General features: G+C 37.8%; 19 protein-coding genes and 1 tRNA gene. All 20 read left to right on the top strand.

Annotated features, from left to right (window positions below; genetic code table 11):
- The first annotated feature begins 67 nt into the window (after positions 1-67).
- Positions 68-155: transfer RNA gene (locus tag B4D49_RS00515), tRNA-Ser, on the top strand.
- 116 nt (positions 156-271) lie between these two features.
- Positions 272-1057, top strand: a complete 786-nt coding sequence (gene mreC / locus B4D49_RS00520) for a rod shape-determining protein MreC (protein ID WP_286782870.1) — start codon at positions 272-274, stop codon at positions 1055-1057.
- Complete coding sequence (gene mreD, locus B4D49_RS00525; protein ID WP_199545151.1) at positions 1050-1565, top strand: rod shape-determining protein MreD; 516 nt, start codon at positions 1050-1052, stop codon at positions 1563-1565. The genes mreC and mreD overlap by 8 nt, the downstream gene beginning before the upstream one ends.
- A gap of 101 nt (positions 1566-1666) precedes the next feature.
- Positions 1667-3004, top strand: a complete 1338-nt coding sequence (locus tag B4D49_RS00530) for a CHAP domain-containing protein (RefSeq protein ID WP_199545092.1) — start codon at positions 1667-1669, stop codon at positions 3002-3004.
- Positions 3005-3146: 142 nt separating this feature from the next.
- A complete protein-coding gene (locus tag B4D49_RS00535; RefSeq protein WP_006531291.1) occupies positions 3147-4118 on the top strand; it encodes a ribose-phosphate diphosphokinase in 972 nt (323 codons plus the stop codon).
- 186 nt (positions 4119-4304) lie between these two features.
- Entirely contained in the window at positions 4305-5480 is a 1176-nt protein-coding gene (locus B4D49_RS00540) for a pyridoxal phosphate-dependent aminotransferase (protein WP_286782871.1), read from the top strand.
- Positions 5470-6225, top strand: coding sequence for a DNA repair protein RecO (gene recO, locus B4D49_RS00545; protein WP_286782872.1), 756 nt, complete (start codon positions 5470-5472; stop codon positions 6223-6225). The genes B4D49_RS00540 and recO overlap by 11 nt, the downstream gene beginning before the upstream one ends.
- 136 nt (positions 6226-6361) lie before the next feature.
- Positions 6362-7357 carry a phosphate acyltransferase PlsX gene (plsX, locus tag B4D49_RS00550; RefSeq protein ID WP_132869539.1) on the top strand — a complete coding sequence of 332 codons (996 nt, stop codon included), beginning with the start codon at positions 6362-6364 and terminating at the stop codon, positions 7355-7357.
- A gap of 17 nt (positions 7358-7374) precedes the next feature.
- Positions 7375-7617, top strand: a complete 243-nt coding sequence (locus tag B4D49_RS00555) for an acyl carrier protein (RefSeq protein WP_157628625.1) — start codon at positions 7375-7377, stop codon at positions 7615-7617.
- A 124-nt stretch (positions 7618-7741) separates the two neighbouring features.
- A complete protein-coding gene (gene purC / locus B4D49_RS00560) occupies positions 7742-8452 on the top strand; it encodes a phosphoribosylaminoimidazolesuccinocarboxamide synthase (RefSeq protein ID WP_074482917.1) in 711 nt (236 codons plus the stop codon).
- A 51-nt stretch (positions 8453-8503) separates the two neighbouring features.
- Positions 8504-12229: a phosphoribosylformylglycinamidine synthase gene (locus tag B4D49_RS00565; RefSeq protein ID WP_132868900.1), complete on the top strand. Its 3726-nt coding sequence runs from the start codon at positions 8504-8506 to the stop codon at positions 12227-12229.
- Positions 12230-12341: 112 nt separating this feature from the next.
- The gene (gene purF, locus B4D49_RS00570) at positions 12342-13805 is read left to right on the top strand and encodes an amidophosphoribosyltransferase (RefSeq protein WP_199545099.1); all 1464 of its coding nucleotides are present in this window, start codon (positions 12342-12344) and stop codon (positions 13803-13805) included.
- 42 nt (positions 13806-13847) lie between these two features.
- Complete coding sequence (purM, locus tag B4D49_RS00575) at positions 13848-14867, top strand: phosphoribosylformylglycinamidine cyclo-ligase (RefSeq protein ID WP_033152113.1); 1020 nt, start codon at positions 13848-13850, stop codon at positions 14865-14867.
- Positions 14867-15418: a phosphoribosylglycinamide formyltransferase gene (purN, locus tag B4D49_RS00580; RefSeq protein ID WP_286782873.1), complete on the top strand. Its 552-nt coding sequence runs from the start codon at positions 14867-14869 to the stop codon at positions 15416-15418. Before purM ends, purN begins: the two co-directional genes overlap by 1 nt.
- Before the next feature lie 107 nt (positions 15419-15525).
- Positions 15526-16281: a GNAT family N-acetyltransferase gene (locus B4D49_RS00585; protein WP_286782874.1), complete on the top strand. Its 756-nt coding sequence runs from the start codon at positions 15526-15528 to the stop codon at positions 16279-16281.
- 57 nt (positions 16282-16338) lie between these two features.
- Positions 16339-17886 carry a bifunctional phosphoribosylaminoimidazolecarboxamide formyltransferase/IMP cyclohydrolase gene (gene purH / locus B4D49_RS00590; protein WP_286782875.1) on the top strand — a complete coding sequence of 516 codons (1548 nt, stop codon included), beginning with the start codon at positions 16339-16341 and terminating at the stop codon, positions 17884-17886.
- Between the two features lie 364 nt (positions 17887-18250).
- A complete protein-coding gene (purD, locus tag B4D49_RS00595) occupies positions 18251-19513 on the top strand; it encodes a phosphoribosylamine--glycine ligase (RefSeq protein ID WP_286782876.1) in 1263 nt (420 codons plus the stop codon).
- Positions 19503-19952: a DUF523 domain-containing protein gene (locus B4D49_RS00600; protein ID WP_422664319.1), complete on the top strand. Its 450-nt coding sequence runs from the start codon at positions 19503-19505 to the stop codon at positions 19950-19952. Before purD ends, B4D49_RS00600 begins: the two co-directional genes overlap by 11 nt.
- Positions 19952-20440 carry a 5-(carboxyamino)imidazole ribonucleotide mutase gene (purE, locus tag B4D49_RS00605; RefSeq protein WP_286782877.1) on the top strand — a complete coding sequence of 163 codons (489 nt, stop codon included), beginning with the start codon at positions 19952-19954 and terminating at the stop codon, positions 20438-20440. The genes B4D49_RS00600 and purE overlap by 1 nt, the downstream gene beginning before the upstream one ends.
- Positions 20427-21518, top strand: a complete 1092-nt coding sequence (purK, locus tag B4D49_RS00610; RefSeq protein WP_132868893.1) for a 5-(carboxyamino)imidazole ribonucleotide synthase — start codon at positions 20427-20429, stop codon at positions 21516-21518. Before purE ends, purK begins: the two co-directional genes overlap by 14 nt.
- The last annotated feature ends 10 nt before the right edge of the window (positions 21519-21528 follow it).

The following is a 21528-nucleotide window of genomic DNA, read 5'->3' on the forward strand; positions in this document are numbered from 1 at the left end:
GGTTAGAGCGCACGCCTGATAAGCGTGAGGTCGGTGGTTCGAGTCCACTTGTGCCCATACATGGAATGGAGAATTACTCAAGAGGCTGAAGAGGACGGTTTGCTAAATCGTTAGGTCGGGTAACTGGCGCAAGGGTTCGAATCCCTTATTCTCCGTGCTATTTTTCAAGCGAGATTATCTTTTGATATCTCGTTTTATTTTTATATTCTAAGTTAGTTGGTGCACGATCTTGAAAAAATTAAGAATCTCTCGTCTCGTTTTCTTCACTGTGTTGATTTTATTACTTCTCTCTCTTTCTTTAGCTTTTCTTTTTAAGAATGTGGGAATTGTTTCTAGTGTCACTTCTCCGATTAGAAGTGTAGTAGCCAGAGTGGATTCTGTTGTTTCTGCTCCTTTTAGATCCTTAGATTCTCTTAATGAGGATATTCATGATCTTTTTGATACTTATTCTGAAAATAAAAAATTGAAGAAAAAGGTTGCAGAGCTCGAAAATCAAAGTGAAGTAATTGATTCTTTAAAATCTGAGAATGATCAATTAAATAATGCTATTAATGCATCATCATCTATCACTACTCAGTTTTCTGCTACAGGAAAAGTTATTGTTCGTAGTCCAGTTTCTTGGTATGATTCTTTGACTGTTAAGTTAGGAAAAAGTAATAAAGTTGCTAAGAAGATGCTTGCTTTGTCAAATGGTGGTCTTATTGGTGTTGTTACTGATGTTGATTCGACTACTTCAAGTGTTGCACTTTTGGCAAATGGTTCAGATTTTAGTATTCCAGTAAAAATATCAACTGCATCAGGAGATGCTTTTGGAATCTTAGAGTCTTATGACTCTGATAAGAAATGTTTTGTAGTTTCAAATCTTAATTCCTCTATTGATATTAATGAGGGGGATAGTGTTGTGACGAGTGGTCTTGACGGTGACACTGTTGCAAATATTACTGTCGGTTCTGTTTCAAGCGTGAAGAATAGTTCAGAGAATTTGGAGCGTGTTGTTTATGTGACACCAACTGCAGATTTTTCTGACATTTCCTATGTAACAATAGTTGGTGATTAAAGTGGCATTTTTTAAGAATAAATATTTTTTACTTTTTTTGCTTTTTCTCTTAATGTTGATTGATGGTCAGCTCTCTTATTTGATGAGTTCTATTTTCTCATATCATGTGACAATTAGTAGTCATCTTCTTTTGTTGGCAATTATTGATTTTTATCATAATAGAAATAAGCATTTTGTATTATTTAGTACTCTAATTTTAGGTGCTCTTTATGATATTTATTATTTGAATAGAATTGGATTGGTTGTTTTCTTATTACCAATTTTAGTAATCTTTACTAATAAAATTACTAAGAGTATTTTTGCTAGTAATTTTCAAACATTAACCTTCTATATTGTTGTTTTGTTTTTGTTTGAAATTGTTGGCGAAACAATGGCTGTTTTATTAGGGATGACAACGTTGTCAATGGCTAATTTTATAGCATATAGTTTTGCGCCAACCCTTATTTTTAATATTTTGTTGTATTTGATATTTCAGAAATTGTTTAAAAAAGTATATTTTAATGCTTAGATTACCATAACAAAACATAAATGTAACAATCACGTAATATTAATTGCGTGATTTTTTGGTAAAATAATATTGTCTTATCAAAAAGGAGTAGTTTAATTAATATGAAAAAAAGAATTTTATCAGCTGTCCTTGTTAGTGGCGTGACATTGGGTACAGCGGCCGTAACTGTTAATGCGGACGATTATGATACACAAATTGCTGCACAGGATGCTGTTATCAGTAATCTTACATCTGAACAAGCTGCAGCACAAAGTCAAGTTGATGCTATTCAAAGCCAAGTGTCTTCACTACAATCACAACAAGCTGAATTGGAAGCACAAAATGCTCAACTTGAAGCTGAATCTAAAAAATTAAGTGAAGAAATTCAAGTTCTTTCAAGTAAAATTGTTGCTCGTAACGAAACTTTGAAAAACCAAGCTCGTAACGCACAAAAGAATGCTTCAGCTACTAGCTACATCAACACTATCTTGAACTCTAAATCAGTTTCTGATGCTATCAATCGTGTTCAAGCAATTCGTGAAGTAGTTGCTGCAAACAAAAAAATGCTTGATGAACAAGAAGCTGACAAAGCTGCTATTGAACAAAAACAAGCTGAAAATCAAGAAGCTATCAATACTGTTGTAGCTAACAAAGCAACTATCGAACAAAACCAAGCTGCTTTGGCAACACAACAAGCTGAATTGCAAGCTGCTCAATTGAACCTTTCTGCTCAATTGGCAACTGCTGAAGATGAACGTGCTAACTTGGTAGCTCAAAAAGAAGCTGCTGAACAAGCCGCTGCCGAAGCTGCCGCTGCACAAGCTGCTGCTGAAGCACAAGCACAAGCTGAAGCACAAGCGCAAGCTGAATCTGTAGCACAAGCACAAGCTGCTGTTCAAAATGGTACAGCAACAACTGATACTACTACAGATACTTCTGCTCAAGATTCATCAGCTGATACTTCTGCACAAGCACCTGCACAACAAGTATCAACTCCAGCTCAAAGTGCACCTGCACAACAAGTATCAACTCCAGCACAAGCTGCTAAACCAGCAACTACAAATAATTCATCTTCGAGTGCTGCTAAACCATCTTCAGTAACACCAACTACTAACACAGCAGGTAACACTTACCCAGTAGGTCAATGTACTTGGGGTGTTAAATCACTTGCTTCATGGGTTGGTAACTACTGGGGTAATGCTAATCAATGGATTGCTAGCGCACAAGCTGCTGGTCACTCTGTAGGTACTACACCACAAGCTGGTGCAGTAGCTGTATGGCCATACGATGGTGGTGGTTATGGACACGTTGCATACGTAACAGCTGTTCAAAGCTCAACTAATATCCAAGTTATGGAAGCTAACTACGCTGGTAACTCATCAATCGGTAACTATCGTGGATGGTTCAACCCAACTTCATCAACTTGGGGTGGCGGAACTGTCTACTACATCTACCAATAATAAAACTGTGAGAAGGATTATGTCCTTCTCTTTTTTTATCCCCCCCTATTTTCCCTGTATTTAGCGGATTTAACGCATTTGTCATTGAAAAAATGCTAAAAAAACGTTAAAATGGTAAAGGATAAAAACTTTGGAGGAAATCATGTCTTATTCTGATTTAAAATTGTTTGCCTTATCGTCAAACAAAGAATTAGCAGAAAAAGTAGCTTCGGCTATGGGAATTCAACTCGGAAAATCAACTGTTCGTCAATTTTCTGATGGTGAAATCCAAGTCAACATTGAAGAATCAATTCGCGGCGACCATGTCTTTATTTTGCAGTCAACTAGCTCACCAGTTAACGATAACTTGATGGAAATCTTGATTATGGTTGATGCTCTTAAACGCGCTAGTGCTGAAAAAATTAGTGTGGTTATTCCTTACTACGGTTACGCTCGTCAAGACCGTAAAGCTCGTTCTCGCGAACCGATTACTTCTAAATTAGTAGCAAATATGCTTGAAGTAGCAGGAGTTGATCGTCTTTTGACAGTTGACTTGCACGCTGCACAAATTCAAGGCTTCTTTGATATTCCAGTTGATCACTTGATGGGTGCACCATTGATCGCTGATTACTTTGACCGTCACGGATTGGTTGGAGACGATGTTGTTGTCGTTAGTCCTGACCATGGTGGTGTGACTCGTGCACGTAAATTGGCACAATTCCTCCAAACACCGATTGCTATCATTGATAAACGTCGTAGTGTTACAAAAATGAATACCAGTGAAGTTATGAATATCATTGGTAATGTTAAAGGTAAAAAATGTATCTTGATTGATGATATGATTGATACAGCAGGTACTATTTGTCACGCAGCAGATGCTCTTGCAGAAGCTGGTGCAACAGCAGTTTATGCTTCATGTACTCACCCAGTTCTTTCTGGACCTGCTCTTGAAAATATTGAAAAATCAGCAATCGAAAAATTGGTTGTTTTGGATACTATTTATCTCCCAGAAGAACGTTTGATTGATAAAATTGAACAAATTTCAATTGCTGAGTTGATTGCAGAAGCTATTACTCGCATTCATGAAAAACGTCCTTTGTCACCATTGTTTGAAATGGGAACAGCTAATAAATAAGGATGACTTAAAGGTCAGAAAAAATCGTTGGTGTAAAATTCCAGCGGTTTTTTATTTTTACCTATTAACATGTGGATAACTTTGCGACTTGGCTTTTTTAGCAGGCGCTGTGGATAACTTGAAAAAGGGTGTATAATTATCAAATTTCATGTATAATAGATATAATTAAATTTTTGAGGTGAGACTATGAGTTTAACAGATCGTTTTAATAAAAATTTAAATCAAATTGAAGTATCGTTGATTCGTCAATTTGATCAATCTATTTCTGACGTGCCAGGCATTATGAAATTGACTCTTGGAGAGCCTGATTTTACAACACCTGATCATGTTAAAGAAGCAGCCAAAGCAGCCATTGATGCCAATCAATCTCATTATACTGGTATGGCTGGTTTGCCTGCTCTTCGTCAAGCTGCTGCAGATTTTTTGAAAACAAAATACAATTTATCATATAATCCTGATAATGAAATTTTGGTTACAATTGGAGCGACTGAAGCCTTGTCTGCAACTTTGACAGCTATTTTGGAACCTGGTGATACTGTGCTTTTACCAGCACCAGCTTATCCTGGTTATGAACCAATTGTTAATCTTGTAGGGGCTGAAATCGTTGAAATTGATACAACAGCTAATGATTTTGTTTTAACGCCAGAGATGCTTGAAAATGCTATCTTAGAACAAGGTGATAAACTAAAAGCTGTTTTGCTTAACTACCCAACAAATCCAACTGGTGTCACTTATTCACGTGAACAAATTAAAGCTTTGGCAGACGTGCTTAAGAAATATGATGTCTTTGTAGTTTCAGATGAAGTTTATTCTGAGTTAACTTATAGTGATGAACCTCATGTCTCAATTGCTGAATATCTTCCAGAACAAACGATTTTAATTAATGGGCTTTCTAAATCTCACGCTATGACTGGTTGGCGAATTGGTATGATTTTTGCACCAGCTAATTTTACAGCACAGTTGATTAAGAGTCACCAATACTTGGTTACAGCTGCTGCAACAATGGCACAGTTTGCTGCGATTGAAGCTCTTTCAGTTGGTAAAGATGATGCTCTTCCAATGAAAGCAGAGTATATGAAACGTCGTGATTACATCATTGATAAGATGTCAGCACTTGGTTTTAAGATTATTAAACCAGATGGTGCCTTTTACATTTTTGCTAAGATTCCAGCTGGCTATGAACAAGATTCATTTAAATTCTGTCAGGATTTTGCGCGTGAAAAAGCAGTTGCTTTCATTCCAGGTGTTGCTTTTGGTAAATATGGTGAAGGTTATCTTCGTTTGTCATATGCAGCTAGCATGGAAACAATCACAACAGCTATGGATCGTTTGAAAGAATTTATGGAAGAACATGCAAAATAAGGAAACTTATGGTCTCGTCCTTTATAATCGTAATTATCGTGAGGATGATAAGTTGGTTAAGATTTTCACCGAGACGAATGGAAAGCATATGTTTTTTGTGAAACATGCTAGTAAATCTCGTTTTAATTCGGCTATTCAACCGTTAACGGTAGCTAAATTTATTTTAAAAATCAATGAGACTGGTTTATCTTTTATTGAAGATTATAAGGAAGTTGATTCTTTCAAGGAGATTAATGTGGATTTATTTAAACTATCTTATGCGTCTTATGTGACGTCCCTAGCTGATGCTGCTGTACCAGATGGTGTTGCAGATCCGCAGTTATTTGCCTTTTTAAAGAAGACTCTTTTGTTGATGGAAGAGGGGCTTGACTATGAAATTTTGACTAATATTTTTGAGATCCAGATTTTAGAACGTTTTGGTGTTAGTCTTAATTTTCATGACTGTGCTTTTTGTCATCGTGTAGGGCTTCCTTTTGATTTTTCACATAAATATTCTGGGCTGCTCTGTCCAGAACATTATGCTAAGGATGAGCATCGCAGTCATTTGGATCCAAATGTTCTTTATCTGGTGGATCGTTTTCAAGCAATTCAATTTGATGATTTGAAGACAATTTCTGTTAAACCAGAGATGAAACGAAAATTACGGTTGTTCATTGATGATATTTATGACAATTATGTTGGATTATGTTTAAAGAGTAAAAAATTCATCGATGATTTGGGCACTTGGGGAAATATTATGAAATAAGCTCACTTGATAAGCGCAGAATTTCTGTGTTTATCTGGTGGCTTTTTTTCTGAAAGCCGCTCTAAAATTTTCGAAAAATGAAAAAAATCGCGAATCATGCTATAATAAGGCGATAATGTTTTGTGAGGAAATTCATATGAAAAAAATTGCTATTGATGCTATGGGTGGCGATAATGCTCCTAAAGCTATTGTTGAAGGAGTGAACCGTGCTCTAGCAGACTTCTCAGATATTGAGATCCAACTTTATGGAGATGAAGCAAAAATTAAAGAGTATTTGACAGCAACAGATCGTGTGTCAATTATTCATACAGATGAAAAAATTAATTCCGATGATGAGCCAGCTAAGGCAATTCGTCGTAAAAAGAAAGCAAGTATGGTTCTTGGTGCACAAGCTGTTAAGGACGGTACAGCAGACGCTGTGATTTCTGCAGGTAATACAGGAGCTCTTCTTGCAGCAGGTCTTTTTGTTGTGGGACGTATTAAAGGAATTGATCGTCCAGGGCTTATGTCTACTCTACCAACTTTAGATGGTAAAGGTTATGATATGTTGGACCTTGGTGCTAATGCGGAAAATACACCTAAACACTTGCACCAATATGCTATCTTAGGCTCATTTTATGCTAAAAATGTTCGTGGCATTGATAAACCTCGAGTTGGTCTGCTAAATAACGGAACAGAGGCTACTAAAGGTGACCCGCTTCATAAGGAAGCTTATGCTCTTTTGGCAGAAGATACTAGTTTGAATTTTGTTGGAAATGTTGAAGCGCGTGATTTGATGAATGGCGTTGCTGATGTTGTGGTATCAGATGGATTTACTGGAAATGCTGTTCTTAAAACAATGGAAGGAACTGCCCTTAACATTATGGGAAGTTTGAAATCTTCTATTAAGTCTGGTGGCTTTAAGGCAAAATTGGGAGCACTTCTATTAAAAGATAGTTTGTACAGTCTAAAAGATTCTATGGACTATTCAAGTGCAGGTGGGGCTGTTCTTTTTGGTCTTAAAGCACCTGTTGTGAAATGCCACGGTTCAAGTGATGCACAAGCTGTTTATTATACCATTAGACAAGCTCGTAAGATGTTAGATACAAATGTCGTTGGTCAGTTGGTAGAAGCATTTACACCAAAAGACTAACGAAAAGGGAGGACGAGATGACAAAAGAGGCTATTTTTGAAAGGATTAGTTTCATTATTAAAGAGCAAATGAATAAACCTGATTTGGAGATTACACAAACAACTAGTCTTCATGATGATTTGGGAGTTGATTCAATTGCTTTGATGGAATTTATCATTAATTTAGAAGATGAGTTTCATTTGGAAATTCCCGACGAAGATGTTGAAGACATGAAATGTATGGGAGAAATGATGGAATATCTCTATAATAGAGTAAATTAAGCAAAAACGTTCGTTAAAAGCGGACGTTTTTATTTTTATTTTATTAAAAAGTCTGTTAAATGTTGAAATTGGCCAGAGCATGTGTTAAAATTTAGTAGAATAAAAGCGAAAGGCGAATGAAAACATGTCACGACAACTTATTTATACGGGAAAAGCTAAAGATATCTACACTACATCAGAAGATGAGAATTTGATTATTTCAGTCTATAAAGACCAGGCAACAATGCTTAATGGAGCTCGTAAAGAGACTATTAAAGGTAAAGGCGTTCTTAATAATCAAATCTCATCTTTAATTTTTACTAAATTGAATGAAGCAGGTGTGGCAACTCACTTTGTTAAGCAATTATCAGAAACCGAACAATTGAACAAAAAAGTTGATATTGTTCCTCTTGAAGTTGTTTTACGTAATGTCACTGCAGGTTCATTCTCAAAACGTTTTGGTGTTGAAGAAGGTATCAAATTAGACACACCGATTGTTGAATTTTACTATAAAAATGATGAATTAGATGATCCATTTATCAATGATGAACACGTGAAATTCCTTGGTATTGCAAGTGATGAAGATATTGCATATATCAAAGCAGAAACACGTCGTATCAACGAACTATTGAAAGATTGGTTCAAACAAATTGGTCTTACTTTGATCGACTTTAAATTGGAATTTGGTAAAGACAAAGATGGCAAAATCATTCTTGCTGATGAATTTTCACCAGATAACTGCCGTCTTTGGGATGCTGAAGGTCACCACATGGACAAAGATGTCTTTCGTCGTGATTTAGGTAGCTTGACAGATGTATACGAAGTTGTTCTTGAAAAATTAAAAGGACTTGACTAAGCCACTACACTTGCTAAGTAGTTGACAGAGAAATTCTAAAAAGGGTAAAAAATGGATAAACGAATTTTCGTTGAGAAAAAATCAAATTTTAATATTAAAGCTCAAGCACTTGTCAAAGAGCTTAAACATAATCTTCAATTAACAAGCTTGACTGATTTACGTATTATTCAAGTTTATGATGTTTTTGGTTTGGCAGATTCGCTTTTCGAACGTGCTGAAAAACATATTTTTTCTGAACAAGTAACAGACAATATTTTGGCTGAAAGTGATGTGGTTGCTGAACTTGCTAATTATGCTTTCTTTGCCATTGAATCACTTCCTGGTCAATTTGACCAACGTGCAGCATCTTCACAAGAAGCTTTGCTTTTACTTGGTAGCAATAACGATGTGACTGTTAATACTGCGCAACTTTATCTTGTTAATAAAGATATTGATACAGCTGAACTTGATGCTGTTAAGAACTATCTTCTTAACCCAGTTGATTCTCGTTTTAAAGATATTACAACTGGTATCGCACCACAAGCATTTTCAGAATCTGACAAAACAATTCCAAATCTTGATTTCTTCAAAACTTATACAGCAGCTGAATTTGCTGAATACAAAGCAGAGCAAGGTTTGGCAATGGAAGTTGATGACCTTGTTTTCATCCAAGATTACTTTAAATCAATTGGACGTGTGCCGACTGAAACAGAATTAAAAGTTTTGGATACTTACTGGTCAGACCACTGTCGTCATACAACCTTTGAAACTGAGCTTAAGCATATTGATTTCTCAGCGTCTAAATTCCAAAAACAATTGCAAGCAACATATGATAAATACATTGCTATGCGTGACGAACTAGGACGTTCTGAAAAACCACAAACATTGATGGATATGGCGACTATTTTTGGTCGTTACGAACGTGCGAATGGTCGTTTGGATGATATGGAAGTGTCAGATGAAATTAACGCATGTTCTGTTGAAATTGAAGTTGATGTGAATGGTGTTAAAGAACCTTGGCTTCTTATGTTCAAGAACGAAACACACAATCATCCAACAGAAATCGAACCATTTGGTGGGGCTGCAACATGTATCGGTGGTGCTATTCGCGACCCATTGTCAGGACGTTCATATGTTTACCAAGCCATGCGTATTTCAGGTGCTGGTGATATCACAACACCAATTGCAGAAACTCGTCTTGGTAAATTGCCACAACAAGTGATTTCTAAAACAGCAGCTCATGGTTATTCTTCATATGGTAACCAAATCGGTCTTGCAACAACTTACGTTAAAGAATATTTCCATCCAGGATTTGTTGCTAAGCGTATGGAACTTGGTGCGGTAGTCGGTGCAGCTCCAAAAGGTAACGTTGTTCGTGAAAAACCAGAAGCAGGCGATGTGGTTATCCTTCTTGGAGGTAAAACAGGTCGTGATGGTGTCGGTGGTGCAACTGGTTCATCTAAAGTTCAAACAGTTGAATCTGTTGAAACAGCTGGCGCAGAAGTTCAAAAAGGTAATGCCATTGAAGAACGTAAAATTCAACGTCTTTTCCGTAATGGTAATGTGACTCGCCTTATTAAAAAATCAAATGACTTTGGTGCTGGTGGTGTTTGCGTTGCTATCGGTGAATTGGCTGATGGTCTTGAAATCGACCTTAATAAAGTACCACTTAAATACCAAGGACTTAACGGAACTGAAATTGCTATTTCTGAATCACAAGAACGTATGGCTGTTGTGGTTCGTCCGAAAGATGTTGAGGCTTTCGTGGCAGAATGTCATAAAGAAAACATCGATGCAGTAGTGGTTGCTACTGTTACTGAAAAACCAAACCTTGTCATGACTTGGAATGGTCAAACAATCGTTGATATTGAACGCCGTTTCCTTGATACAAATGGTGTGCGCGTGGTCGTTGACGCTGATGTCGTTGATAGTCAAGTTGAAATGCCTGAGCAACGTACAACATCAGCTGCAACACTTGAAACAGATGCTGCAAATGTGCTTTCTGACCTTAACCATGCTAGTCAAAAAGGTTTGCAAACTATCTTTGATAGCTCTGTTGGTCGTTCAACAGTTAACCATCCAATTGGTGGTCGTTACCAAATCACCCCAACAGAAAGTTCCGTTCAAAAACTCCCTGTTCAAAACGGTGTAACAACAACAGCTTCTGTTATGGCTCAAGGGTTCAACCCATATATCGCAGAATGGTCACCATATCACGGTGCAGCTTATGCTGTGATTGAAGCGACAGCACGTTTGGTTGCAACAGGTGCTAACTGGTCTAAAGCGCGCTTCTCTTATCAAGAATACTTCCAACGTATGGATAAAAAAGCTGAACGATTTGGTCAACCAGTTTCAGCGCTTCTTGGTTCAATCGAAGCACAAATCCAACTTGGTTTGCCATCAATTGGTGGTAAAGACTCAATGTCTGGTACATTCGAAGAATTGACAGTACCACCAACATTGGTTGCTTTTGGTGTGACAACAGCAGATAGCCGTAAGGTTCTTTCACCAGAATTTAAGGCTGCTGGTGAGTATGTTTACTACATTCCAGGTCAAGCTATTTCACAGGAAATTGACTTTGACCTTATCAAAGCTAATTTCGCCAAATTTGAAGCCATTCAAAAAGAACACCACATCACATCAGCTTCAGCTGTTAAATACGGTGGTGTGATTGAAAGCTTAGCTTTAGCTAGCTTTGGTAACCATATCGGTGCTAAGGTTGAATTGGCAGAACTTGCAACTAGCTTGACAGCACAACTTGGTGGTTTTATCTTTACATCTGCGGAAGAAATTGCAGGAGTTAACAAAATTGGTGAAACTACTGAAGACTTTACACTTACTGTCAATGGTGTCAACCTTGCTTGTGACAAACTTCTTTCAGCTTTTGAAGGTAAACTTGAAGATGTTTATCCAACTGAATTTGAACAAAGTACTGAACTTGAAGATGTTCCAGCTGTTGCTTCAAATGCAGTGATTAAAGCTAGTGAAAAAGTTGCTGAACCATTGGTTTACATTCCAGTATTCCCTGGTACAAACTCAGAGTATGATTCAGCTAAAGCCTTTGAACAAGCTGGTGCAAAAGTTAATTTGGTACCATTTGTGACACTTAACGAAGCAGCAATCGAAGCTTCAGTTGATACAATGGTTGACAATATCAGTAAAGCTAACATTATCTTCTTTGCTGGTGGATTCTCAGCAGCTGATGAACCAGATGGTTCTGCTAAATTTATCGTGAACATCTTGCTTAACCAAAAAGTTCGCGCAGCTATTGATAGCTTCATCGAAAAAGGTGGTCTGATTATTGGTATCTGTAATGGATTCCAAGCACTTGTGAAATCAGGTCTTCTTCCATACGGTAACTTTGAAGATGCTACTGAAACAAGCCCAACGCTCTTCTACAATGATGCTAACCAACACGTTGCGAAAATGGTTGAAACACGTATTGCTAATACGAACTCACCATGGCTTGCAGGTGTAGAAGTCGGTGATGTTTATGCTATTCCGGTTTCGCACGGTGAAGGTAAATTTGTTGTCACAGCTGAAGAGTTTGCAGAACTCCGTGACAATGGACAAATCTTTAGCCAATACGTTGACTTTGATGGTAAACCAAGTATGGATTCTAAATACAATCCAAATGGTTCTGTTAATGCTATCGAAGGTATCACAAGTAAGAATGGTCAAATCATTGGTAAAATGGGACATTCAGAACGTTACGAAGATGGTCTTTTCCAAAATATTCCAGGAAATAAAGATCAACACCTGTTCCGTAGCGCTGTTGAATATTTCACTAAAGGCTAAGAATACACGTTAAATATATTTTATAGATGACATTGACAAGGTACGTTAGTACCTTTTGTCAACTTATTAAAGGGAATAGGTCTTAACTAATTAATCTAGGTAATAAAAAATAATGACATACGAAGTTAAATCTCTTAATGAAGAATGTGGTGTATTTGGGATTTGGGGACACCCTCAAGCAGCTCATGTCACTTATTTTGGACTCCACAGTCTTCAACACCGCGGTCAAGAAGGTGCTGGTATTGTTTCTAACGATAACGGTAAACTTCTTCAACACCGTAATACTGGTCTTCTTTCAGAAGTATTTAAAAATCCTGCTGATTTGGAAAAATTGACAGGTTCTGCAGCTATTGGTCACGTTCGCTATGCGACTGCTGGTTCTGCATCTATTAATAACATTCAACCATTTCTTTACAACTTCACCGATGAACAATTTGGTCTTTGCCACAATGGTAATTTGACAAATGCGGTTTCTTTGAAGAAGGAATTGGAAGATGAAGGTGCCATTTTTAATGCGTCATCTGATACTGAAATTTTGATGCATTTGATTCGTCGTAGTCACAATCCAGAATTTCTTGGAAAAGTGAAAGAAGCACTTAACACTGTTAAAGGTGGTTTTGCTTATCTTTTGTTGACAGAAGATAAGTTGATTGCAGCACTTGATCCAAATGGTTTCCGTCCATTGTCTGTTGGTCAAATGGAAAACGGTGCTTGGGTAGTTTCAAGTGAAACATGTGCCTTTGAAGTGGTTGGTGCTAAATGGGTTCGCGATGTTAAACCAGGTGAAATGGTAATTATTGACGATAGTGGTATTCGCTATGATTCTTATACAAATGACACACAACTTGCTATTTGTTCAATGGAATACATCTACTTTGCCCGCCCTGATAGTGACATTTACGGTGTAAATGTTCATACTGCTCGTAAAAATATGGGTAAACGTTTAGCACAAGAATTTCATCACGAAGCTGATATCGTTGTAGGGGTGCCAAACTCATCACTTTCAGCAGCGATGGGATTTGCTGAAGAATCAGGTCTTCCAAATGAAATGGGCTTGGTGAAAAATCAATACACACAACGTACCTTCATTCAACCAACACAAGAGTTGCGTGAGCAAGGTGTTCGTATGAAACTTTCAGCGGTATCTGGCGTTGTTAAAGGTAAACGTGTTGTCATGGTTGATGATTCTATCGTACGCGGAACAACTTCACGTCGTATTGTTCGCCTTCTTCGTGAAGCTGGTGCGACAGAAGTTCACGTGGCAATCGGTAGTCCAGAATTGAAATATCCATGTTTCTACGGTATCGATATTCAAAATCGTCGTGAATTGATTTCAGCTAATCATACCAAAGATGAAGTTTGTGAAATTATCGGTGCAGATAGTCTAACTTACTTGTCAATTGATGGTTTGATTGAATCAATCGGTCTTGATACAGATGCTCCAAATGGTGGTCTTTGTGTGGCATACTTTGACGGTAAGTATCCAACACCACTTTACGATTACGAAGAAGCATACCTCAAGAGCTTAGAAGAAAAAACAAGTTTCTATATTCACGAAGTTAATGAAAACAAATAGGTTGTTATAGCTCTGCTATTTCCCAAAAAGGAGAAAATTATTATGACAAAAAATGCTTACGCTCAGTCCGGTGTTGATGTTGAAGCGGGTTATGAAGTTGTTGCACGTATCAAAAAACACGTTGCGCGTACTGAACGTGCAGGTGTTATGGGAGCTCTTGGTGGCTTTGGTGGTATGTTCGACCTTACAAAAACTGGTGTGAAAGAACCTGTTTTGATTTCAGGAACTGATGGTGTGGGAACAAAACTCATGCTTGCCATTAAATATGATAAACACGATACAATCGGTCAAGACTGTGTTGCTATGTGTGTTAATGACATCATTGCTGCTGGTGCAGAACCACTTTACTTCTTAGATTACATCGCAACTGGTAAAAATGAACCTGCAAAACTTGAACAAGTTGTTGCAGGTGTTGCTGAAGGTTGTGTCCAATCTGGTGCAGCTCTTATCGGTGGTGAAACGGCTGAAATGCCTGGTATGTACGGCGAAGATGATTATGATTTGGCTGGTTTTGCAGTAGGTGTTGCTGAAAAATCACAAATCATTGATGGTTCAAAGGTTTCTGATGGTGATGTTCTTCTTGGACTTGCTTCAAGTGGTATTCACTCAAATGGTTATTCACTTGTTCGTCGTGTCTTTGCTGATTACACAGGTGAAGAAGTTCTTCCAGAACTTGAAGGCAAAAAATTGAAAGAAGTTCTTCTTGAACCAACTCGTATCTATGTTAAAGCGGTACTTCCACTTATTAAAGAAGAATTGGTTAACGGTATTGCTCACATCACTGGTGGTGGTTTCATTGAAAATGTTCCACGTATGTTCGCTGATGATTTGGCTGCTGAAATCGAAGAAGATAAAATTCCAGTTCTTCCAATTTTCAAAGCTCTTGAAAAATACGGTAACATCAAACACGAAGAAATGTTTGAAATCTTCAACATGGGTATTGGTTTGATGATGGCAGTTAGTCCTGATAAAGTTGAACGCGTGAAAGAATTGCTTGACGAACCAGTTTATGAACTTGGTCGTATCGTTAAGAAAGCTGATGCAAGTGTGGTGATTAAATAATGAAAAAAATCGCAGTTTTTGCGAGTGGTAACGGGTCAAATTTTCAAGTTATTGCAGAGCAATTTCCTGTTGAGTTTGTTTTTTCAGATCATCGAGATGCCTACGTCTTAGAACGTGCTGAAAAACTTGGTGTGACAGCTCACACTTTTGAACTCAAAGAGTTTGATAATCAAGCAGCTTACGAAGAGGCTATTGTTGCTTTGCTTGAAAAATATGACATTGATTTGGTTTGCTTAGCTGGTTATATGAAGATTGTTGGTCCGACTTTGCTAGCAGCTTACGAAGGTCGTATCATCAATATTCACCCAGCTTATCTGCCGGAATTTCCAGGTGCTCATGGTATTGATGATGCTTGGGAAGCAGGTGTTGACCAATCTGGTGTTACCATTCACTGGGTTGACAATGGTGTTGACACAGGAAAAGTGATTAAACAAGTTCGTGTGCCTCGTCTGGCTGACGATACCATTGATAGTTTTGAAGCTCGCATTCATGAAAATGAGTATAAACTCTATCCAGAAGTTTTGGAGAGCTTAGGAGTTAAGAAAAAGTAGTCATTATTCATTTAATCATTTCTTAGGTTATATAGAGTTTGTTATAATGAACTTGAAGAGGCTTACTTCGTTTGGTGATTGTTATCAAGAAAGGTGAGGAAATGGTTATGAAAATGAAAAATAACTCAAAACGACTTGCTGAACTTTTTGGAAATTCGGAAGAAACAATGATTTATTCTTGCTTGCAAGGTATTATGGGAGAGATTCTCATTGATGATGAGGAAAATCCAAAGTCTGCGCTTGCTAAAATTGGAAGGTATGCTTCTTTTGGTTTTCTCTCTGGACAACCAACAATTTCTTTAATAGAAGCTTGTCGCGGCGAAGATATTATCTTGGTTCCTAAGGATAGGAATTGGATACGATTAATTGAAGAGTCATATGCTGAGATTGCTCAACCTTTTATTCGTTATGCGACAAAGAAAAATACGGCCTTTGATAGTGAACAACTGAAAAGCTATATTTTAAATTTATCGGATGTTTTTCAAATCAAGCCGATTGATAAAAATCTCTATAGACAGTGTCTTAAGCAAGAGTGGTCACGAGATTTGGTTGCTAACTACAAGGATGTTGAAGATTTCTTGAGGTTGGGATTGGGTTATGTTGCCGTTTATGAGAATCAGATTGTATCCGGCGCTTCATCATACTCAACCTACAAAGATGGGATTGAAATTGAAGTTGATACTCACCCAAATTTTAGACGAAAAGGATTAGCAAAGGCTGTAGCAGCTCAACTTATCCTAGAATGTTTAAAACAAAATCGTTACCCAAGTTGGGATGCGCACACTAAAAATTCACTAGATTTAGCTAAAAAATTAGGTTATGAATTTTCACATGAGTATATTGCTTATGAGTTTGAGTGGTAGTAGTCTATTCGTAATAAAAGTAGGTAATTGAAAATTTATTTAAACAAAGGAGAAAAAATGACAAAACGTGCACTAATTAGTGTTTCTGATAAAGCGGGCATTGTTGAATTTGCTCAAGAATTGAAAAAACTTGGTTGGGATATTATCTCGACTGGTGGAACAAAAGTTGCGCTTGATAAAGCAGGTGTTGACACTATCGCGATTGATGATGTGACTGGATTCCCAGAAATGATGGACGGTCGTGTGAAAACACTTCACCCAAATATTCATGGAGGTCTTTTGGCTCGTCGTGACCTTGACAGCCACCTTCAAGCTGCAAAAGATAACCACATTGAATTGATTGATCTTGTTGTGGTTAACCTTTACCCATTCAAAGAAACAATCTTGAAACCAGAAGTAACTTACGCTGATGCGGTTGAAAATATTGATATCGGTGGTCCTTCAATGCTTCGCTCTGCTGCTAAAAACCATGCTAGTGTAACAGTTGTCGTTGATCCAGCTGACTACGCTGTTGTTTTGGATGAATTGTCAGCTAATGGTGAAACAAGCTTTGAAACTCGTCAACGTTTGGCAGCAAAAGTTTTCCGTCATACAGCATCTTATGATGCTTTGATTGCAGAATACTTTACAAAACAAGTTGGTGAAACAAAACCTGAAAAACTCACAATCACTTACGATTTGAAACAACCAATGCGTTATGGTGAAAACCCTCAACAAGACGCTGATTTCTACCAAAAAGCTTTGCCAACAGATTACTCAATTGCTTCTGCAAAACAATTAAACGGTAAAGAATTGTCATTTAACAATATCCGTGACGCTGACGCTGCAATTCGTATTATCCGTGATTTCAAAGATCGCCCAACTGTTGTCGCGCTTAAACACATGAACCCATGTGGTATTGGACAAGCTGACGATATTGAAACTGCTTGGGATTACGCTTATGAATCAGATCCAGTATCTATCTTTGGTGGTATCATTGTTCTTAACCGTGAAGTCGATGCAGCAACAGCTAAGAAAATGCATGCTATCTTCCTTGAAATCATCATTGCACCAAGCTACTCAGAAGAAGCTCTTGAAATTTTGACAACTAAGAAGAAAAACTTGCGAATTCTTCAATTGCCATTTGAAGCTCAAGAAGCTAGTGAAGCTGAAAAAGAATACACTGGTGTAGTCGGTGGGCTCTTGGTTCAAAACCAAGATGTTGTCAAAGAAAATCCAGCTGACTGGAAAGTTGTGACAAAACGTCAACCAAATGAACAAGAAAAAACTGCACTTGAATTTGCTTGGAAAGCTATCAAATACGTTAAATCTAACGGTATCATCGTGACAAACGATCACATGACACTTGGTGTTGGTCCTGGTCAAACAAACCGTGTTGCTTCAGTTCGTATTGCGCTTGATCAAGCTAAAGATCGTCTTGATGGTGCTGTTCTTGCCAGTGATGCTTTCTTCCCATTTGCAGATAACGTTGAAGAAATTGCTGCTGCAGGCGTGAAAGCTATCATCCAACCTGGTGGTTCAGTTCGTGACCAAGAATCTATCGACATGGCTGATAAATATGGTATTGCCATGGTATTTACAGGTGTTCGTCACTTCCGTCACTAAGATAAATTAATTAGACTTCCTTTATTAAATATATAGCAAGAGCACCCCAGGCATCCGCTGGGGTGTTTTTGTTTAAGCTTAATATAAAGTATTCTTAAGTCTTTATTAAGTCAGAGCTACTATACTAACAATAACTCCTAAATAAACTTTTTTTCATAGTCCAATTCAATCCCAGTCTGTCTAGATTGGGATTTTTAAATTTTTATAGCAATTTTTAAAAACTTATCATAGGAATTCCATCTATTTCCGAACAAATATGTTATAATATAACTATATAATTCGTGAAAATGTTTTGTTTTTGCGTGCTTTGTTAATTCTGGAGTTTAAGCTCCTGTGATTGTTTTCTATTGAGGTATTTTTTCTTATGAAACTTTTAGTTGTTGGCTCTGGCGGGCGTGAGCACGCTATTGCTAAGAAGTTGTTGGAATCTCCTCAAGTGAGCCAGGTTTTTGTTGTACCTGGTAATGATGGGATGACACTTGATGGACTTGATTTAGTAAATATCGGAATTTCCGAACATTCTAAACTAATTGATTTTGCGAAAGCAAATGACATTGCTTGGGCATTTATCGGCCCTGATGATGCTTTAGCTGCGGGAATCGTTGATGATTTTAATGCTGCGGGCTTGAAAGCTTTTGGTCCAAGTAAAGCAGCTGCGGAGCTAGAATGGTCTAAGGATTTTGCAAAATCAATTATGGCTAAATACCATGTTCCAACAGCTGCTTACAGCACTTTCTCAGATTTTGAGCAAGCAAAGAGCTATATCGAAGAACATGGTGCGCCAATCGTTGTTAAAGCTGATGGTTTAGCACTTGGTAAGGGTGTTGTGGTTGCTGAAACAGTAGAACAAGCCGTTGAAGCTGCACATGAAATGTTGCTTGATAACAAATTTGGTGATTCAGGTGCGCGTGTGGTTATTGAAGAATTTCTTGATGGTGAAGAATTCTCATTGTTCGCTTTTGTCAATGGTGATAAATTCTATGTTATGCCAACAGCCCAAGACCACAAACGTGCTTTTGACGGCGATAAAGGTCCTAATACTGGTGGTATGGGAGCTTATGCACCAGTGCCACACTTACCACAGTCTGTAGTTGACACAGCCGTTGAAACAATTGTTAAACCAGTTCTTAACGGAATGATTGCTGAAGGTCGTCCATATCTTGGTGTTCTATACGCAGGGCTTATTCTGACAGCTGATGGTCCTAAAGTTATTGAATTTAATTCACGTTTTGGTGACCCTGAAACACAAGTTATTTTGCCACGTTTGACATCTGATTTTGCTCAAAATATCACTGATATTTTGGATAACAAAGAACCAGAAATTACTTGGACAGATGAGGGTGTTACTCTTGGTGTCGTGGTTGCTTCAGAAGGTTATCCAGTTGCTTACGAAAAAGGTGTTTGTCTTCCTGAGAAAACATTAGGTGACATTATCACTTATTATGCAGGAGCTAAATTTGCTGATGACAAAGCTTTGCTTTCAAATGGAGGTCGTGTTTACATGTTGGTAACAACTAAAGACGATGTCAAAGCAGCTCAGGATGCAATCTACGCTCAATTATCACAACAAGATACAAGTGGTTTATTCTATCGAAACGATATTGGAAGTAAAGCAATTGGACGTTAAACCCAAATGTGTTCTAGTCAGTGCATGTCTGATGGGAGAAAGATGTAAGTATAATGGTGGTCATAATTACAATCGAGATCTTGTGGACTATGTTGCTGATAAGGAAGTGATAACCATTTGTCCAGAAGTTCTTGCGGGCTTGCCAACTCCCAGAGAACCTGTTGAATTGCGAGAGGGTCACGTGATTGATGTTGCTGGTAATTGTTATGATGACCTTTTTGAAAAAGGGATTGAGCGTTGCCTAAGTGAGATTGCTGAAAAAGACATTGATTTAGCAGTTTTGCAATCACGTAGTCCATCTTGTGGTGTTAATCAAATTTATGATGGGAACTTTTCTGGCCAAAAAGTGGCAGGAAGCGGGCTCTTTGCTCAAAAATTAAAATCACTTGGCTATCACGTTCTTGATGTCGAAGATATAAAACAATTGGAAGGAAAATAATGAAACCATTAATTTCAGTTATCATGGGTAGTCAATCAGATTGGGCTACCATGAAAAAAACAGCAGAAGTACTTGATCAATTTGGTGTGGCGTATGAAAAGAAAGTTGTTTCAGCTCACCGTACACCAGATTTGATGTTTAAACATGCCGAAGAAGCAAGAGGTCGTGGCATTAAAGTGATTATTGCTGGTGCTGGTGGTGCTGCTCACTTACCTGGTATGGTTGCAGCAAAAACAACACTTCCAGTTATTGGTGTTCCTGTGAAGTCACGTGCCCTTAGTGGACTTGATTCTCTTTATTCAATCGTTCAAATGCCTGGTGGTGTCCCTGTAGCAACCATGGCTATTGGCGAATCAGGAGCTAAAAATGCTGCTTTGACAGCTCTTCGTATTTTAGCGATTGAAGATGCTGCTTTGGCAGAAAAACTAGAAAACTTTGCTATTGAACAAGGCAAAGCTGCGGAGGCATCAACTGATGAACTCGACTAAAACAATCGGAATTATCGGTGGTGGTCAATTAGGTCAAATGATGGCTATTTCAGCTATCTATATGGGTTATAAGGTAGTTACGTTGGACCCAACAGCAGATTGCCCCTCTTCACGTGTGAGTGATATGATTGTAGCGCCTTATGATGACGTTGAGGCAATGCGTGAATTAGCAGAGCGCTGTGATGTTCTCACATATGAGTTTGAAAATGTTGATGCAGATGCTTTGGATGCTGTTGTCAAAGATAATCAATTGCCACAAGGAACTGATCTTCTCAGGATTTCACAAAACCGTATTTTTGAGAAAAATTTCTTATCTCAAAAAGCTGGTGTAAAAGTAGCACCATACAAAGTCGTTACATCAAGCCTTGATCTTGAAGATATTGATTTGTCTAAAAATTACGTTTTGAAAACAGCCACTGGTGGTTACGATGGCCATGGTCAAATTGTCATTAAATCAGCAGATGACTTAGAAGCTGCTAATAAATTAGCTAATTCTTGTGAATGTGTTTTAGAAGAATTTGTCGACTTTGATCTTGAAGTTTCAGTGATTGTATCTGGTAATGGTAAAGATATGACCGTTTTCCCGGTACAAGAAAATATTCACCGAAATAACATTTTATCTAAAACAATTGTGCCAGCTCGTATTTCTGATGAGCTAGCTAAAAAGGCGCAAGCAATGGCTATTCAAATTGCTGAAAAATTGGACTTGTCAGGCACACTTTGCGTTGAAATGTTTGCGACATCTGATGATATCATTGTCAATGAAATCGCACCACGTCCACATAATTCAGGACATTACTCAATTGAGGCTTGTGATTTTTCACAATTTGATACGCATATTTTGGGCATTCTTGGTTTGCCACTTCCTAAAATTCATTTGCATCAACCAGCTGTAATGCTCAATGTTCTCGGACAACATATGGAAAAAGCACAAGCTTATGTTAAGGAAAATCCTAGCGCTCACCTCCACCTTTATGGTAAACTAGAGGCGAAACATAACCGCAAAATGGGACACATTACTTTGTTTAGTAGTGAACCTGATACCATTGCGGAAATGGGTGAAGGAATGGATTTCTAGAGAGTTATCT

The sequence above is a fragment of the Streptococcus sp. UBA4344 genome (assembly GCF_002393675.1).
In the GTDB taxonomy this organism is placed as follows: Bacteria; Bacillota; Bacilli; order Lactobacillales; family Streptococcaceae; genus Streptococcus; species Streptococcus vicugnae.

Excerpts from the sequence above, each read along its gene's own strand:
- B4D49_RS00530 (WP_199545092.1), top strand. The coding sequence starts at position 1,667 with ATGAAAAAAAGAATTTTATCAGCTGTCCTTGTTAGTGGCGTGACATTG.
- B4D49_RS00535 (WP_006531291.1), top strand. The coding sequence starts at position 3,147 with ATGTCTTATTCTGATTTAAAATTGTTTGCCTTATCGTCAAACAAAGAA.
- B4D49_RS00540 (WP_286782871.1), top strand. The coding sequence starts at position 4,305 with ATGAGTTTAACAGATCGTTTTAATAAAAATTTAAATCAAATTGAAGTA.
- recO (WP_286782872.1), top strand. The coding sequence starts at position 5,470 with ATGCAAAATAAGGAAACTTATGGTCTCGTCCTTTATAATCGTAATTAT.
- plsX (WP_132869539.1), top strand. The coding sequence starts at position 6,362 with ATGAAAAAAATTGCTATTGATGCTATGGGTGGCGATAATGCTCCTAAA.
- B4D49_RS00555 (WP_157628625.1), top strand. The coding sequence starts at position 7,375 with ATGACAAAAGAGGCTATTTTTGAAAGGATTAGTTTCATTATTAAAGAG.
- purC (WP_074482917.1), top strand. The coding sequence starts at position 7,742 with ATGTCACGACAACTTATTTATACGGGAAAAGCTAAAGATATCTACACT.
- B4D49_RS00565 (WP_132868900.1), top strand. The coding sequence starts at position 8,504 with ATGGATAAACGAATTTTCGTTGAGAAAAAATCAAATTTTAATATTAAA.
- purF (WP_199545099.1), top strand. The coding sequence starts at position 12,342 with ATGACATACGAAGTTAAATCTCTTAATGAAGAATGTGGTGTATTTGGG.
- purM (WP_033152113.1), top strand. The coding sequence starts at position 13,848 with ATGACAAAAAATGCTTACGCTCAGTCCGGTGTTGATGTTGAAGCGGGT.
- purN (WP_286782873.1), top strand. The coding sequence starts at position 14,867 with ATGAAAAAAATCGCAGTTTTTGCGAGTGGTAACGGGTCAAATTTTCAA.
- B4D49_RS00585 (WP_286782874.1), top strand. The coding sequence starts at position 15,526 with ATGAAAATGAAAAATAACTCAAAACGACTTGCTGAACTTTTTGGAAAT.
- purH (WP_286782875.1), top strand. The coding sequence starts at position 16,339 with ATGACAAAACGTGCACTAATTAGTGTTTCTGATAAAGCGGGCATTGTT.
- purD (WP_286782876.1), top strand. The coding sequence starts at position 18,251 with ATGAAACTTTTAGTTGTTGGCTCTGGCGGGCGTGAGCACGCTATTGCT.
- purE (WP_286782877.1), top strand. The coding sequence starts at position 19,952 with ATGAAACCATTAATTTCAGTTATCATGGGTAGTCAATCAGATTGGGCT.
- purK (WP_132868893.1), top strand. The coding sequence starts at position 20,427 with ATGAACTCGACTAAAACAATCGGAATTATCGGTGGTGGTCAATTAGGT.